General features: G+C 69.6%; 9 protein-coding genes and 2 pseudogenes. 7 read left to right on the top strand and 4 right to left on the bottom strand.

Going from position 1 to position 15,390, the window contains the following annotated elements; translation table 11 throughout:
• Nucleotides 1–154 precede the first annotated feature (154 nt).
• Both ACWEIJ_RS43355 and ACWEIJ_RS43350 read left to right on the top strand, forming a co-directional pair.
• A complete protein-coding gene (locus ACWEIJ_RS43355; protein WP_449843131.1) occupies nucleotides 155–3,847 on the top strand; it encodes a glycoside hydrolase family 2 TIM barrel-domain containing protein in 3,693 nt (1,230 codons plus the stop codon).
• A 188-nt stretch (nucleotides 3,848–4,035) separates the two neighbouring features.
• Entirely contained in the window at nucleotides 4,036–4,335 is a 300-nt protein-coding gene (locus ACWEIJ_RS43350; RefSeq protein WP_449843130.1) for a hypothetical protein, read from the top strand.
• A gap of 27 nt (nucleotides 4,336–4,362) precedes the next feature.
• On the opposite strand, the gene ACWEIJ_RS43345 is transcribed toward ACWEIJ_RS43350, so the two are convergent.
• Together ACWEIJ_RS43345 and ACWEIJ_RS43340 are read right to left on the bottom strand one after the other, a co-directional pair.
• Nucleotides 4,363–6,405, bottom strand: a complete 2,043-nt coding sequence (locus ACWEIJ_RS43345) for a YhgE/Pip family protein (protein ID WP_449843129.1) — start codon at nucleotides 6,403–6,405, stop codon at nucleotides 4,363–4,365.
• On the bottom strand, nucleotides 6,405–9,062 hold the full coding sequence (locus tag ACWEIJ_RS43340) for an MMPL family transporter (RefSeq protein ID WP_449843171.1): 2,658 nt from the start codon (nucleotides 9,060–9,062) through the stop codon (nucleotides 6,405–6,407). The genes ACWEIJ_RS43345 and ACWEIJ_RS43340 overlap by 1 nt, the downstream gene beginning before the upstream one ends.
• A gap of 90 nt (nucleotides 9,063–9,152) precedes the next feature.
• Between ACWEIJ_RS43340 and ACWEIJ_RS43335 the strand changes: the two genes are divergently transcribed.
• Entirely contained in the window at nucleotides 9,153–9,800 is a 648-nt protein-coding gene (locus ACWEIJ_RS43335) for a TetR/AcrR family transcriptional regulator (protein WP_449843128.1), read from the top strand.
• Between the two features lie 395 nt (nucleotides 9,801–10,195).
• Nucleotides 10,196–10,345 (top strand): annotated as a pseudogene (locus ACWEIJ_RS43330) (hypothetical protein); the annotation flags it as partial.
• 220 nt (nucleotides 10,346–10,565) lie between these two features.
• Here ACWEIJ_RS43330 and ACWEIJ_RS43325 read toward each other — a convergent pair.
• Both ACWEIJ_RS43325 and ACWEIJ_RS43320 read right to left on the bottom strand, forming a co-directional pair.
• Nucleotides 10,566–11,591 (bottom strand): quinone oxidoreductase family protein, encoded by a 1,026-nt coding sequence (locus ACWEIJ_RS43325; RefSeq protein ID WP_449843127.1) that lies wholly within the window; start codon nucleotides 11,589–11,591, stop codon nucleotides 10,566–10,568.
• A gap of 101 nt (nucleotides 11,592–11,692) precedes the next feature.
• Nucleotides 11,693–12,595 carry a LysR family transcriptional regulator gene (locus ACWEIJ_RS43320; protein ID WP_449843126.1) on the bottom strand — a complete coding sequence of 301 codons (903 nt, stop codon included), beginning with the start codon at nucleotides 12,593–12,595 and terminating at the stop codon, nucleotides 11,693–11,695.
• A gap of 359 nt (nucleotides 12,596–12,954) precedes the next feature.
• Here ACWEIJ_RS43320 and ACWEIJ_RS43315 point away from each other — a divergent pair, with 359 nt between their 5' ends.
• The 3 genes and pseudogenes from ACWEIJ_RS43315 to ACWEIJ_RS43305 all read left to right on the top strand — a co-directional run.
• A complete protein-coding gene (locus ACWEIJ_RS43315) occupies nucleotides 12,955–14,244 on the top strand; it encodes an ABC transporter substrate-binding protein (RefSeq protein WP_449843125.1) in 1,290 nt (429 codons plus the stop codon).
• An 11-nt stretch (nucleotides 14,245–14,255) separates the two neighbouring features.
• Nucleotides 14,256–15,203 carry a carbohydrate ABC transporter permease gene (locus tag ACWEIJ_RS43310; RefSeq protein ID WP_449843124.1) on the top strand — a complete coding sequence of 316 codons (948 nt, stop codon included), beginning with the start codon at nucleotides 14,256–14,258 and terminating at the stop codon, nucleotides 15,201–15,203.
• A pseudogene (locus tag ACWEIJ_RS43305) lies at nucleotides 15,200–15,390 on the top strand (carbohydrate ABC transporter permease); the annotation flags it as partial. The gene ACWEIJ_RS43310 and the pseudogene ACWEIJ_RS43305, both read left to right, overlap by 4 nt.

The raw sequence follows: 15,390 nt of genomic DNA, 5'->3' as shown, positions 1-15,390 counted from the left end.
GGTTTCGAACAAAATCGAACGCAAGGGGCATTCGGTTCGATAACACCCGCGAGTCTGTGATCGATACGGACCTCCCGGCCCCTTGTCGGCCCTCATCACCGGCTGTTCACTTGTGTTCAGTTCTGTCTGAACATGGAGGTTCAGCGTGCGGAGCGTGACGGTTCTTGCGGCAGTGCTGTCGATTGTGACCGGCGCGGTGACACCGGTCGCCGCCGCCGCCGCTGCCGATCCCCCTCCGGACGTGCACACCTACCTCGAGAACCCGCGCATGGTCGCCGAGGGGCAGCAGCCGCACCACGCGTTCCTGCGCCCGTACGCCGATGTCCCGTCCGCCGCACGCCGTGACGAACGCACGCCGTTCACGCTGTCGCTGGACGGGAAGTGGCGCATCGCCATGGCGGACCGGCCGGCCGACGTGCCCGCGCGGTTCTACTCCGACGGCTACGACACCTCCGGCTGGCGCACGGTGACGGTGCCGCACACGTGGCAGACCGACGGCCTGGACCACCCGATCTTCCGCAACATCGCCACCGAGGTGCAGCCGGACGACCCGCCCCGCGTGCCGCGCGACATCAACCCGACCGGCGCCTACGCCCGTGACTTCGACCTGCCCGCGAGCTGGACGAAGCGCGAGACGTTCCTGCGCTTCGAGGGCGTGACGTCGGGTTACTTCGTGTGGGTCAACGGCAAGTACGTCGGCTACGACCAGGGCGGCTACAGCCCCGCCGAGTTCGACATCTCGCCGGCGCTGCGGCCGGGCCGCAACCGGATCGCCGTGCAGGTGCACCGCTGGGGCGCCGGTTCCTACCTGGAGGACTACGACCAGTGGCGCTACAGCGGCATCTTCCGCTCGGTGTCGCTGTACTCGACGCCCGCCACGTTCATCCAGGACGTCACGCTCAAGACCGATCTCGACGCCACCTACACCGACGCGACGCTCACCGCGGACGTCGAACTCGGTGGCAGCGCGGACAAGAGCCGCGTCAGCGCCAGCCTGCGCGGTCCGCGCGGCGAAGAAGTCGGTTCCGCGAGCCAGGACGTGTCCGGCAGCACCGCACGGCTGACCATCCCGGTCCGCGCCCCCGCCAAGTGGACGGACGAGACGCCGAACCTCTACACCGTCGTGCTCACCCTCACCGGGCCGGACGGCAGGAAGCACATCACCAGCGAGACCACCGGCTTCCGCAAGATCGAGATCCGCGACCGGACGTTGCTGGTCAACGGCAAGCGCGTGCTGTTCAAGGGCGTCAACCGCGCGGAGACCAACGCCGACCACGGCCGGTACGTGCCGCGCCCGGCGCAGGAGCGCGACGTGGAGCTGATGGAGCAGCTCAACGTCAACGCGGTCCGCACCTCGCACTACCCGAGCGACCCGTACTTCTACGAGCTCGCCGACCGCAACGGCATCTGGATCGACGACGAGGTCGACATCGAGACGCACGACCACGAGAACTGCGCGCGGTGGTGCGAGGCGAACCAGCCGGAGTGGCGCGACGCGTTCATGGACCGGATGATCGCCATGGTCGAGCGCGACAAGAACCACCCGAGCGTCTTCATGTGGGACACCGGCAACGAGGCAGGCCTCGGCGCGCACCACTACGACATGGCGAAGTGGGTCAAGGCCAACGACCCGTCGCGGCCGGTCTACCACCAGTCCAACAACCCGGACGGCGACGCGCCGTTCGCCGACGTGTGGGGCCCGCGCTACCCGTCGCCGGAACGGCTCGCCGAGCAGGCGAAGAGCACGACCAAGCCGTTGATCCTCGGCGAGTACGCGCACGCGATGGGCAACAGCCTCGGCAACTTCCGCGAGTTCTGGGACGTCATCCGCGCCAACCCGCAGACCCAGGGCGGGTTCATCTGGGACTGGGCCGAGCAGAACATCCGGCAGAAGACCCGCACCACGCCCGACACGTCCGGCAACGACATCACCGCGCTGCTGTCGGGTGCGCCGAAGCTCGTCGACGGCCATCGCGGCAAGGCGTTGTCGTTGTCGGGGCTCGACGACTTCGTCGAGGTCTACCGGGACCGCGAGCTCGACATCACCGGCACCGCGCTCACCCTGGACGCGTGGGTGAAGCCGGGCAGGTGGACCGGCCAGTTCCCGATCATCGCCAAGGGCGACCACCAGTGGACGCTCAAGATGAAGAACGAGACCACGTTGGAGTTCTTCATCCACAGCGGCACGTGGCGAGCCGTGCAGGCCAAGGTGCCCGCGGACTTCTACGGCAACTGGCACCGGGTCAGCGGCACCTACGACGGCACCGCCGTGCGCCTGTACATCGACGGCGCGGAGGCCGGCAGCCTGCCGTTCACCGGTGCGATCGACTACTCCGCGGCCGACGTGAACATCGGCCGCGACTTCGAGATGTCGTGGACCGACCCGTCCAACGTCGGCAGGCTCGCCAGCGGTGACGTCGACGACGTGCGCATCTACGACCGCGCGTTGTCCGCCGACGAGCTCAAGGCGGCCACCCCGGCCGGTGGAGCCGTGCTGGCGCTGGACTTCGACCGCGTCCAGGAACGCGGCACGCACCTGGCGTACGGGTCGACGCTGTCCGGTGTGGACGGTCTGATCGGCTCCGACCGCACGCCGCAGCCGGAGACCGCGCAGCTGGCCTGGGTGCACCAGCCGCTGCGATTCGCCTACTCCGGCGGGGTGCTGTCGGTGACGAACGAACGTCAGTTCACCGGCACCGACGACCTCACCCTGCGCTGGCGGGTCACCGAGGGGTCCCGCACGGTCGCGGACGGCTCGCAACCGCTGCGCGTCGCGGCGGCCACGACCGGCACGATCCCGTTGCCCGCCAAGGCCTCCGACCGCGAAAGGTTCCTCACCGTCGAGGCGGTCACGCGGGACCGGCACGTGCTCGCGCACGACCAGTTCGCGCTCGGCGGCACCCGCGTCCCGGGCCTGGACCGCGCCCCGCTCGACTGGGCGGTCGTGTTCACCCACGACGACGCGGACGAGGTCACCGCGACCGCGGCCGGCACCACCTACACCGTCGACAAGAAGTCCGGCGCGCTGACGTCGATCAGGTCGTGGGGCCGCGAGCTGCTCACCAGCGGCCCGAAGCTCGACGCGTGGCGAGCGCCGATCAGCAACGAGACGTACACGTGGGGCCGTGCCGAGGGCGAGGACTGGCGGCGCGTCGGCCTCGACCGGTTGGGCACCACCGTCACCGGTGTCCGCGTGGAGAAGGACGGCAACAAGACCGTGCGGATCGTCGTGGACAGCAAGGTCGCCGCAGCCGGCGTGAGCGGGGCCTGGTTCGACCAGACCATGGTCTACGCGATCGACTCCGCCGGTGTGCTGAACCTCGGGCACAAGGTGACCCCGCAGGGCGCCATGCGCACCCTGCCGTACCTGCCGCGCATCGGCGTCCAGCTGTCCGTGCCCGACCGGTACTCGACGTTCTCGTGGTACGGCCGCAAGGCGGAGAGCTACGTCGACCGCAAGGACGGCACCCCGATCGGCGTGCACTCGTCGAAGGTGGCCGACCAGTACGTCGAGTACCACCGTCCGCAGGACCACGGCAACCACACCGACACGCGGTGGGCGCTGCTCACCGACGGCCGCACCTCCGGCCTGCTGGTGTCGGGCGCCCGCGACGTCAGCGTCACGCAGTACGACGACATCGAGCGCGCCGCGTACCCGTTCATGTTGCAGCGCAACAAGGGCTACTACACCCTGCACGCCGACAACGCCGTGACCGGTGTCGGTGACACGCCGAACCCGGTGCGGCAGCGCAACCAGGTCCGGCCGGACAGCACCTACGAGTACACGCTCACCATGCGGCCGCTCACCTCGCAGGAGGCCTGGGCGGGCCGCCCGGCGGGCGCCTGAGACAGGTGTGCCGGTGCCGAGCGGCGGGCCGGCACCGGCACACCACCCAGCTCCACTGTGGACGGTCGTCCGCCACTTCTCGCAATCCGCTGCGCACTTCTCCGGAAATCGCTGTTCGGCGTGAGTTCTCCTGCATCCTGGCACGCGAGCGGGCCGAAAGGTCCGACGTCGTCGAGCAAGAGGAAACCATGTCGAAGATCAAAACCTCTTCCGCTGCCGCTCTGGCGTTCGCCGCGATGCTGACCGGGTTCGCCGTCCCCGCCTCCGCCACGGCGTCGGGGTCCGTCTGCTCCAGCTGGTACGACCGCCACACCTTCGGCGTCACGTGTGACGGCGCGGCGCGGTGGCAGGCGTCGGGCAGGTGCGCCAACGGCATGTGGCTCGAGGGTCCGTGGGTGAGCAGCGGTGGTTCGTACATCTACTGCTCCACCTACAACTCCCAGTACGTCGAGGGATCCGGCCGGGCGCGCGTCGAGACCTACAGCTAGGAAGACCCGCGAGCGCGACCCCGATCGTCACGCGGCCGGCGCGAGACGGTCGGGGTTCAGCCGCACCTGCCGGGTGGACAGGTGGCGCCGCCGGTCGGTGACCAGGATGCTCGCCAGGACACCGACGAACAGCCAGGCGCACAGTTCGGCCACACCGGTGGCCAGGCCCGGCCCACCGGTCGCCGTGGCCCGCAACGCGATCACGGCTCCGTGCGTCGGCAGGTAGCCGGCCAGGGCGTGCAGCGGTCCCGGCAACGTGGACACGATGCCGGTGGCGGCGGCGAGGACCAGCACGGCGAGCGCGGCCAGCCGCCCGGCCCTGCCGAGGATGGCAGTGGCGGCCTGGTTGAGCGCGACGAACGCACCGGCCGCGAGCAGCGCTACCGCCAGGAAACCCACCGCCTGAAGGAAGTTCAGGCCCAGCACGGGCACGGCGAGCGCGGTGATGGCGAGCGCGGACAGAGCGGCGGCGGTCGCACCGGGCACGGCGGCGCGGACGATGATGCGCCACGTCGGTTCGCGGGCGGTCAGCACGGCGCCGGGCACGGCCTGCGTGACGAGGTAGGTGGCCAACGCCAGCGCCCACAACGCCAACGCGGCGAACAGCGGGATGCCGAGGGTGCCGACCGGGAGGCTGTCGACCGCGGCGGTGGTGGGATCGGCCGCGACGGTCTTGAGGTGGGCGCGTTCGGCGTCGGTGTAGGAGGGCACCTGGTCGCGGCCCTTGCCGAGTTCGGTGGCGAGCTGCCGCGCGCCCTGGTCGACCTCGCCCGCACCGTCGGCGAGCCGGCCGGCCCCGGTAGCGAGCTGGGCGGCCCCCGTTGAGAGCTGCCCGGCTCCGGTGGCGAGCTGCCGTGCTCCGGCGTCGGCCTGCCGGACGCCCGCGTCGAGCCTGCGGGAGCCTCCGGCGGCGGAGGCGATACCGGAGGCGAGCTCCGCGGAACGGCCGGCGAGCGCGGCGTTGCCGTTCGCCACCTGACGGGCGCCGGAGGCCAGTGCCTGCACGGAGTCGCGTGCCCGGACGGCGGCGTCGCGCACGGTCGCCTTGGCGCCGTCGATGCGTCCGGCCTCCGCGGCGAACCGGTCCGCCGCGGAGGTGAGCTCACGGCAGAACTCCGGTGTTCCGGTGCACTGGCCTGCCAGGCGCCGGAACTCGGCGGCGCCGGCCACGGCGGAGGGCAGGGCGTCGATCGCGGCGATGATCCGGTTCGCCAGCGGGACGACGGTGGCGGCGAGCTGTTCGTTGCCCCGCGCGACCTGGTTCGCGCCGTCGGCGAGCTGCCTCGTCAGAGCGGGGAGCTGGGCGGTGTCGCGTTCCGCCTGAGTCAGACCGGCGGCGAGCTGGGACGACCCGGCGGCGAGCTGGGAGGTGCCGGCCGCGAGCTGCGCCGCGCCGTCGGCGAGCTGGACGGCCGCCGTGCTCAGCTGGGCGGACCCGTCGGCCACCTGACGGGCGCCGGGGACGAGCTGTGCGGTGCCGTTCGCGAGCTGCGCCGCGCCGTCGGCCGCCTTGCCGAGCTGGTCGTGGATCGTGCCGAACGCGAGGTAGATGTTGTCCAGGTACGTCTCCACGACCTGCTGGTCGAGGGTCTGCTGGGTGCTGCGGGCGACGTCTTCCGACAGTCGCGGGTCGATGACGCCGGCGGCCGGCGAGGTCCGCACGGTGAGCACGGCCTTGGCCGCGTCGAGCGGTTTCGCGGTGGCGGTGGACGTGGCGCGCGCGGAGAAGTCCTTCGGGATCGTCACCACGGCGGTGTAGCTGCCGTCGGCGAGACCGCTCGCGCCGTCGGCGGAGTCGGTGAGCACCCACTTGTACGGCGAATCGCTGCTGTGGGTGAGCTTTCCGGCGAGTTCGCGCCCCAGCGGGACGATCTGGCCGTTGACGGTGACGGGCTCGTCGTCGTTGACCACGGCGGCGGTGGCCGTGCCGTGGTCGTCGCCGGGTGAGGCGAACGCCCACGCGAGCAGACCCATGATCACGACCGGCACGAGGATCAGCCCGGTCCAGGTCTTCCACGTCAGCGGGCCGGTGGCGAGAGCACGGGCCGAGTTGGCGAACGGCTTGAGCATCAGAGGACCTCGGCGGGCTGCGGGCGCAGTGCGCGCAGATGGGCGGTGGCGGGCACCAGGTCGGCGACGCGGTCCGGGTCCTGGCAGGTGACCACGAACGACGTCGTGCGCCGGGAGAGCAGGTCGCGCAGCGCGGCGCGGGCGTCGGTGCGCAGGACGACGTCGACGTCGTCGAGCAGCACGAGGCGAGCGTCACCGGGGATCTCGCGGGCGGGGTCCGGCGTCTCGCGGCACCGGATCACGGCGACCTCGCGGCGCACCGCGTGGCTGTGTTGCGGCAGCACGCGGCCGAGGACCTTCAGGTCACCCCGGTGCTTGGTGACGCGGCCGGCGAGGGTGAACAGCAGCGCGGTCTTGCCGCTGGAGCCGGCGCCGTGCAGGACGAGCACTTCGCCGTGCGGCAGGTGCACGTCCACGTCGTGGAAGACCGGGTGCCCGCGGTCGTCGTCCAGGCACAGCTCGCGAGCGCTGACGGCCTCGTCGGCGCCCGGCCAGTCCGCCAGTCGCAGTTCGTGGACCAGAGCGTCGCCCTCGGCGTCGAACACCGGCAACGCGCGGTCGAGCTTCGGCGGCAGTCCCCACGCGCGATGGCCCAGCAGTGCCAGCACGGCCGGAACCAGGGTCATGCGCACGATGAACGCGTCCACGAACACGCCGACGGCGAGGCTGAACGCGATCGGTTTGATGGTGGCGCTGCCTTCTGGCACGAACGCGGCGAACACCGCGAACATGATCACGGCCGCGGCGACGACGACGCGCGCCGCCGACACGAAGCCGGTCTCGATGGCGTGGTGCGGATCGCCGTGGTGCACGTAGTCCTCGCGGATGCGGGACACGAGGAACACCTCGTAGTCCATCGCGAGTCCGAAAAGGACACCCATCAGGATGATGGGCAGGAAGCTGATGACGCTGCCGGTGTGGGTGACGTTCAGCAGCCCGGCGAAGTGGCCCTGCTGGAACACGAACGACGTGGCGCCGAACGCGGCCCCGACCGACAGCAGGTATCCGGCGGTCGCCTTGATCGGCACCCAGACAGACCGGAACACCATGGCCAGCAGCACGAGCGACAGCCCCACGACCAGGATGCCGAACGGCAGCAACGCACTGCCGAGCTGGGCGGACACGTCGATGCCGACGGCCGTGATGCCGGTGACCGCGGTCCTGGTGCCGTACGCGTCGAGGAAGTGCTGTTCGCGGTCGCGCAGCAGGGTGACGAGCTCGTCGGTCTGGGGCGAGTCCGGCGCGGTGGCGGGGACGACCTGGATGATTCCGGTGTCCCCCTTGGGGTTCGGGGTCGCCAGCGGCACGGAGGCCACCCCGGGAAGGCCGCGGATGTCGTCGGCGAGCCTGTTGACCAGTCCGACGGGATCGGTGCTGGTGATGATGTCGGCGGTGACGATGAGCGGCCCGTTGTAGCCCGGCCCGAAGTGCTCGGCCACGACGTCGTAGGTGTCGCGCGCCGGACTGCCCTCCTCTTCGGTTCCGTTGTCCGGCAGCGCAAGCCGCAGCTCCAGCGCGGGCAGCGCGCACAACGCGAGCCCGACGACCACCACGACCACCGTCACCAGCGGGGCCTTGGTCGCCGTGCGCACCCACCACCGGGCCACCTGCGGTCGGGCGCGCTTGCGGCGCCGGGGTGCGCGCGGGCGCAACCGCGGGCCGGCGAACGACATCAGCGCCGGCACGAGCGTGACGGCGATCGCGACGGCCAGCGCGACCGCGACGGCGGCGGCCACGCCCATCGTGGTGAGGAACGGGATTCCCGCCACGGACAGCCCCAGCAGGGCGATGACGACGGTGAGACCGGCGAAGATCACGGCGGAGCCCGCGGTGGCGGTGGCACGGGCGATGGACTCCTCGACCTCCAGCCCGTCGGCGAGCTGGTCGCGGTGCCGGGACAACAGGAACAGGGCGTAGTCGATGCCGACCGCGAGGCCGAGCATCACCGCGAGCATCGGCGCCGTGGACGAGATCGGGGTGACGAGCGTGACCAGGTAGATCAGGCCCATCGACAGGCCCACCCCGAGAATCGCGGTCACCAGCGGCATGACGGCCGCGACCAGCGACCGGAACATCAGCACCAGCACCAGCAACGCGATGACGAGCCCGATGCCCTCGGTCGGACTGAGCTTCGGCACGCGGTCGGAGAACGCGTCGCCACCGGTGTGCACCTCGGCGCCGGCCGACTTCGCCAGGTCCGCGGCGATGGCGGACAGGTCCTTCCTCGTGGCCGGTGCGACGTCGGCCAGCTGCACCTTGAGCGGCACCGCGATCAGCGCCGCCCGTCCGTCACCCGAGACCGCACCGGTCACGTTCTGCCCGAACGGATCCACCACCGCCGCCACCTGCCCGACCGAGCCGATGCGCTGCACGGCCGCGGCGACCGCGGCCCGGCGCTGCGGCGTGTCGACCCGCTGTCCGGCCGGCACCTCCAGCACGAGCTGCGCGGACGTGCCGCTGACCTCCGGGAAGACCCGGCCGAGGTGGTCGAGCGCGTCCTGCGACTCCGAACCGGGGATGGCGAAGGTGTCGTCGGTGCCCTGGTTGACCAGCAGCGCCACTCCCCCGGACGTCGCGAGCACCACCACCCACAACGCCACGACCAGCAGCCGGGCCCGTGCCGCTGCCCGGCCCAGCCGGTAGAGGAACGACGACATGACGACTCCCATCAGCCTTGATACATGGTGTATCGTAATACACGATGTATCCGATGCACCGTGCATCGCGTCACTCTTAGGGCTGGTGTGATGGCGACAGGGATTACGCGACGTAGAGCAGAGACCCGGCAGCGGCTGATCGACGCCGCCCACGCGGTGTTCACCGAACTGGGCATCCGCGACGCCCCCGTCGAGCTGATCTGCGACCGCGCCGGGTTCACCCGCGGCGCGTTCTACTCGAACTTCGCCAGCAAGGAAGAACTGTTCCTCGCGGTCTACGAGACGCAGATGAGCCACCGGACCGACCGGTTGCGCGCCGCGGTGGAAAGCGCTCTCACCGCAGTGGATCCAACTGATCCGAGCGCCACGGCCGCGGTGTTGCAGAAGGCGGCGGACCTGTTCATGGAGGCGCTCACGGCGGACAAGGCGTGGTACCTGCTCAACGCCGAGTTCCGCGCCCAGGCCCTGCGGCAGCCCGAGCTGCGCGCGTCGACCGCCGCCGCCGAACGGGTCTTCCACGACGCACTGGCGGCCATTCTGCTGACCATGCTCGAACGGCTGAACCTGCGGTTGACCGTCGACCCGCGCAACGCCGTCGTCACGATCATCGCGCTCTACGAGACCATGCTGGAGCGAGCTCTTCTCGACGAGCTGCCCAGCACGGCCGACAGCCGCTACCTGACCGAGGTGCTGCCTCGCCTCTTTGCCGCGCTGGTCACGGTTTCACCGTCGGAATGACGCATCGAATTCCTTCGAAAGTTCATCTCCGTGAACGTCGAGGCTCGTGATTGCCGTTGTCAACGGCAATGCACCACCTTCCGCGGAAGCACTCTTGTGGCTGGTGAGAGGTTTCCATGAGCCTGACATGAAACGTTTCCGCGTGCCCGCGCCGCGGTGACGGTCGACTGGTCGAAGGCCCCCGCCGGCACCATCCGCGTTCCGATCACCGTGACCGGCGCCGGTCGCACGGTCACCGTCATCGCGCCGGTGACCAAGCCGGCCGTGGTGCTGTCAAAGGGTTTCGTCGAGGCGGACGGCTACGTGTCCATTGAGGCCGACCACTACTCCCAGGCCGTCAACGCAACGGGATCACGTGGCAGCGCCTGCCCGGCATCGGCCGCACCGGCTCCGGCGTGCAGCCGGGGCCGGTCACCGCGCCGACGCAGTCGCCCGGCGGCAACGGACCTCGGCTCGAGTACCCGGTCAACTTCACCAGCACCGGAACCTTCACGGTCTGGGCTCACCTGTCACCGCGCAACAACGTGCGTCCCGGTGACGGCGTCAAGTACGCGATGTCGATCGACGACCAGGCGCCGCGGACCGTCAGCATCACCACCGCCACGGTTGAAGTACAGCTACCTCGGCCCGCCGGGGAGCTGGCGGGTGCGCTGACCCGGCGAGGCCGGTCCACCCGGCAGCCGCGAACCCGATACCGGACCGCAACGCGAACCGGCTCCGTTGTGGACACCTCGTCGGGTCCGCCACTTCGGCGGAACAGCCGGGTCAGTCCGCCCAGGGCAGCAGGACCATCTTCCCCGTGCTCTGCCGCCCCTCCAGCAGCCGGTGCGCCTCGGCCGCCGCCGACAACGGCAGTTGCGGACCGAGGACGAGCCGCAGCCGGCCCTCGCGAACGAAACCGACCAGCTCTTCCACTGCCAACGCCAGCTCGGAACGGGCGTGGACGAAGTAGAACTGCAGAGCGAACAAGGTGAACGACAGGTTCATCAGGACCTGGTCGGGCAGTCCGTTCACGAAGTCGATGACGGGCATCTCCCCGTTCGCCGTCCCGTACGCCGCGAGCCGGCCGAAGGGCGCCAGGCTGGCCGCCGCTTCGCTGAGCAGCTCGCCGCCACCGGAGAGCAGCACCGCGTCCACGCCCCGGTCGCCGGTCGTGCGCAGAACTTCGGTGTGCCAGCGAGGTTGCGTGTAGTCGATCACCGAGTCCGCGCCCAGGCCGAGCACGAGCCGCCGTTTCTCCGGCGTGCTCGCCGCGCCGACGACCTGGCCCGCTCCCATGATCCTGGCCAGCTGCACGACGAGCGAACCGACGCCGCCCGCGGCGGCGAGCACGAGGACCGAGTCGTTCTTCATGAGTCGCACGCCGTCGCGCAGCACGAGATACGCGGTCAGGCCCTGCACCAGCAACGCCGTCGCCTCCGCGAACCCGATGCCGGGCGGCAGCGGGAAGACCTCCCCGGCCGGCGCGGCGACGTACTGGGCGTAACAGCCGGACCGGGCGGGGTGGGTGATGCCGAAGACCGCGTCCCCGACGCGCAGCCCGATGACCTCGTCGCCGACGGCGGCCACCACTCCCGAGAACTCGCCGCCGAGAACGTAGGGCAACGGCGTGGCCACCGGGTAGTAGCCGCCGCGCCGGCGTTCGGTGTCGGCGAAGTTGATGCCCGCCGCTTCGTTGCGGATCAGGACCTCGTTCGCGCGTATCGAAGGTATGGGCAGGTCTTCGCACCTGAGCACGTCCGGTGGACCCTGTCGGGAGATGCGGACCGCTTTCATCGTCTCGATCGACATGAACGCCCCTTCGGCCGGCCTGCCTCGATCATGCTGATCGGCCCGACCGGCGACCAACATCAATCCGTGCAGGCAACGATCGAAGATTTCGATGCCAGGGGTCAGCGGGTGCCCAGGCGAGCGAGGGCGAGGCGCAGGAACGCCTGGGCCGCAGGAGAAGCAGGCGCCGGTGCCCGGTGGCTCAGTGCCAGCGGGATCAGTGCCTGGGGATCGTCGATGCGCAGCACGCAGTCGGCGAGGTCGGCCGGGACGACGGCGTGGGCCACCGGCCGCGGCACCACGGTGACGCCGATCCCCTCCACGGCCAGCGACGTGAGATCGGCGGCGCTCTGCAACGCGCACGCGGCACGACGACGCGTGCGGGCCCGGTCGAACGCGGCGTCCACCTGGAGGCGCAACGAGGTGCCCTGGTTGCATTCGAGGAAACGCTCGTCCGCCAGCTGTGCCAGGTGCGCGACACCGGTTCCCCGCAGCGGATGCCGCCGGCCGACGACGATCACGAGTGGCTGCACCCGGAGCAGGTGGTGCGAAAGCTCGGCGGGCAACTGGTGTTCGTGCAGGCACAGCACCGCGATGTCGAGCTCACCGGTCAGAAGGCGACTCACGGCCGTCGTACCGCCCACATCGGACATGAGGAGCTCGACGTCGGGACAGGACTCCTGGAACTCCCTCAGCAGCCCGAGCATGTCGAGGTCGGAGGCCGTGATCATCGGTGAAGCGACGCGCAGGCGCCCCTGAACGCGTCCGCCGAGCGAAGCGATCTCCGCGAACGTCTCCTGCACGGAGCGCAGCACACCCCGTGCGCAGGCGACGAACACCTCACCCGCCGCGGTCAGCTCGACCCGGCGGCTGGTGCGGTCGAACAGCCGCGTTCCCACCTCGCGCTCCAGCTGGTTGATCTGGTGGCTGAGACCGGACTGGGCGATGTGGTAGCGCTCGGCGACCCTGGTGAAGCTGAGCTCGTCGGCGATCGCGACCGCGTACTCCATCTGCCGCAGATCCACACCGAACTCCGATCACCAGGCGCGGTCGAGGAGAGATCGACAGCACTCTAGTGAACCGCCGGGAAGCCGCCAGATGGGCTCGCGACATGGGAGCGCTCCCAGATTTCACCCTTTCATCCGTGTTGCCAAAACATGGTTGATGATGCTTCACGCGACCCGCGCCGCGTCGGGTCCGAGCACCAGGATTCGCCTATAACAGCACGTAGATGCCGTCATGGTCACCTCAACGAGCACAACAGGCCATGAACCTTGGTTACGGGCGGATCAAGATTCCTTGACACCTTGAAGCGTGCTCGATCACACTTCCCGGGTCTGGGAGCGCTCCCAGAATTTGCCGCCGAGACCAGAGGAGTTCTCCAGTGCGTCCCCGCCGTTTGATCAGCGTGCTGGCATGTGCCGCCATGTCCGCTGCCACCGTCACCGCCTGCGGTGCGGGCAGTGCGACGAACCAGACAGCCGACGGCAAGACCGAGCTGACCGTCGCCACGTTCAACGAGTTCGGGTACGAGGACCTGTTCAAGGAGTACGAGACAGCCCACCCGGACATCAAGATCACACCGCGCAAGGCCGGCCAGGCCGCGCCCCACCACGAGAACCTCTTCACCAAGCTCGGCGCCGGTTCCGGTCTCGCCGACATCGAGGCGATCGAGGAGGGCTACCTCTCCCAGGTCATGTCGAAGTCCGGTCAGTTCAACGACCTCAACGAGATCGGCCCGAAGGACGCCACGAGCGACCGCTGGCTGAAGTGGAAGTCCGACGCCGCCACCTCCAAGGACGGCAAGCTGATCGGGTACGGCACGGACATCGGCCCGCTGGCGATGTGCTACCGCAAGGACCTGTTCGAGAAGGCCGGTCTGCCGTCAGACCCCGAGGCCGTGAAGGCGTTGTTCGCCACGTGGGACAGCTACTTCGCCGCCGGTGACCAGTTCATCGCGAAGTCCGGTGGCGTGGCCTGGTTCGACAGCTCCGCCCAGATCTTCAACGCCATGCACAACCAGCACGAGGTCGGCTACTTCGACAAGAGCGACAAGCTGGTCGTCGAGTCCAACCCCGCGATCAAGGGTGACTGGGACGCGGTGACGAAGGCGGCGGCGAAGGGCCAGTCGGCGAAGCTCGCGGCCTGGAGCCCGGAGTGGAACACCGGCTTCAAGATGGGCTCGTTCGCCACCAAGACGTGCCCCTCGTGGATGCTCGGTGTGATCGAGACCCAGGCCGGGGCGGAGAACAAGGGGAAGTGGGCCGTCACGGACGCGTTCCCGAACGGCGGCGGCAACTGGGGCGGTTCGTACCTGACCGTGCCGAAGCAGAGCAAGAACGCGAAGAAGGCCGCCGAGCTCGCCGCCTGGCTGACCGCGCCGGAGCAGCAGATCAAGGCGTTCCAGGCCAAGGGCACCTTCCCGAGCCAGGTCAAGGCGCTCGAAGCCCCCGCGCTGCTGGAGAAGACGAACGCCTACTTCGGTGACGTCAAGGCCGGCGCGCTGTTCGCCGCACAGGCGAAGAAGGTCGCGGCGGCGCAGTACAAGGGGCCGAAGGACGGACAGCTGCAGGACAACGTGTTCAGCCCGGCGTTGCAGTCCGTCGAGCAGGGCAAGAGCACCGACGAGGCCTGGAAGACCGCTGTCGCCGAGGCGCAGAAGGCGGCCAAGTGACCGTCCTCCTCGTGAAAGAGGTGGAGCGCGAGCGGGCCGACACGGCTCGCTCGCAGCCTCCACGCCGTCATCGCTGGTCCAAACTGGACAACAAGGTGTCGCCGTACCTGTTCGTCGCGCCGTTCTTCGTGCTGTTCGGCGCGGTCGGGCTCTTCCCGTTGCTGTACACGGCCTACGTGTCGTTGTTCGACTGGGAGCTGGGTGCGGACGACCCGAAGTTCATCGGTGTCGAGAACTACCGGACGCTGCTCGCCGACGGCCAGTTCTGGAACGCCCTCTTCAACACCGTCAGCATCTTCCTGCTGTCCAGCGTGCCGCAGGTGATCGTCGCCGTGGTGCTCGCCGCGCTGCTCAGCAGCAACCTCCGCGCCAGGACGGTGTGGCGGATGGGCGTGCTGCTGCCCTACGTCGCGTCGCTGGTCGCGTTGACGATCATCTTCGGCAACCTGTTCGGGGCCCGCTACGGGCTGGTGAACAGCGTCCTCACCACGTTCGGCCTGAGCCCGATCGACTGGCAGGCCAACACCTTCGGCAGCCACGTCGCCATCGCGTCGATGGTGAACTGGCGGTGGACCGGCTACAACGCGCTCATCGTGCTCGCCGCGATGCTCGCGATCCCCCGCGACCTGTACGAGGCCGCGCGGGTCGACGGCGCCGGCCCCGTGCGGCAGTTCTTCAGCATCACGCTGCCGAACCTCAAGCCCACGCTGATCTTCGTCATCGTGACGACGTCGATCGGCGGTCTGCAGATCTTCACCGAGCCCAAGATGTTCGACCCCGCGGGCGGCAACGGCGGCGGCTCGCAGCACCAGTTCCAGACCGTCGTGCTCTACCTGTACCAGACGGCGTTCCAGCAGTTCGACCTCGGCTACGCCTCCGCCCTCGCGTGGACGCTGTTCCTGATCATCATCGGGGTCGCCGGGTTCAACTTCTGGCTCACGAGGAAGGCCGTGCGATGAAACGTCCGTCCTTCGTGGTCTACGGCCTGCTGGCCGCGTTCGTGCTCGGGTCGGCCTTCCCGTTCTACTGGTCGTTCCTCGTCGCGAGCCGCGACGGGGCCTCGGTGACCGGTGACTTCTCCCTGATCCCCAGCGGCCACTTCTTCGCCAACGCCGCACGGGTGATCAACACGATCCCGTTCTGGAA

This window comes from Lentzea sp. NPDC004789 (genome assembly GCF_053601075.1).
Note: the sequence above shows the minus strand (reverse complement) of the source record. Positions and strands in the feature narration are given on the sequence as shown.

Bases quoted from the DNA above. Each gene is read 5' to 3' on its own strand.
- ACWEIJ_RS43345 (WP_449843129.1), bottom strand. From the start codon at position 6,405: ATGCTCAAGCCGTTCGCCAACTCGGCCCGTGCTCTCGCCACCGGCCCG.
- ACWEIJ_RS43335 (WP_449843128.1), top strand. From the start codon at position 9,153: ATGGCGACAGGGATTACGCGACGTAGAGCAGAGACCCGGCAGCGGCTG.
- ACWEIJ_RS43325 (WP_449843127.1), bottom strand. From the start codon at position 11,591: ATGTCGATCGAGACGATGAAAGCGGTCCGCATCTCCCGACAGGGTCCA.
- ACWEIJ_RS43340 (WP_449843171.1), bottom strand. From the start codon at position 9,062: ATGTCGTCGTTCCTCTACCGGCTGGGCCGGGCAGCGGCACGGGCCCGG.
- ACWEIJ_RS43350 (WP_449843130.1), top strand. From the start codon at position 4,036: ATGTCGAAGATCAAAACCTCTTCCGCTGCCGCTCTGGCGTTCGCCGCG.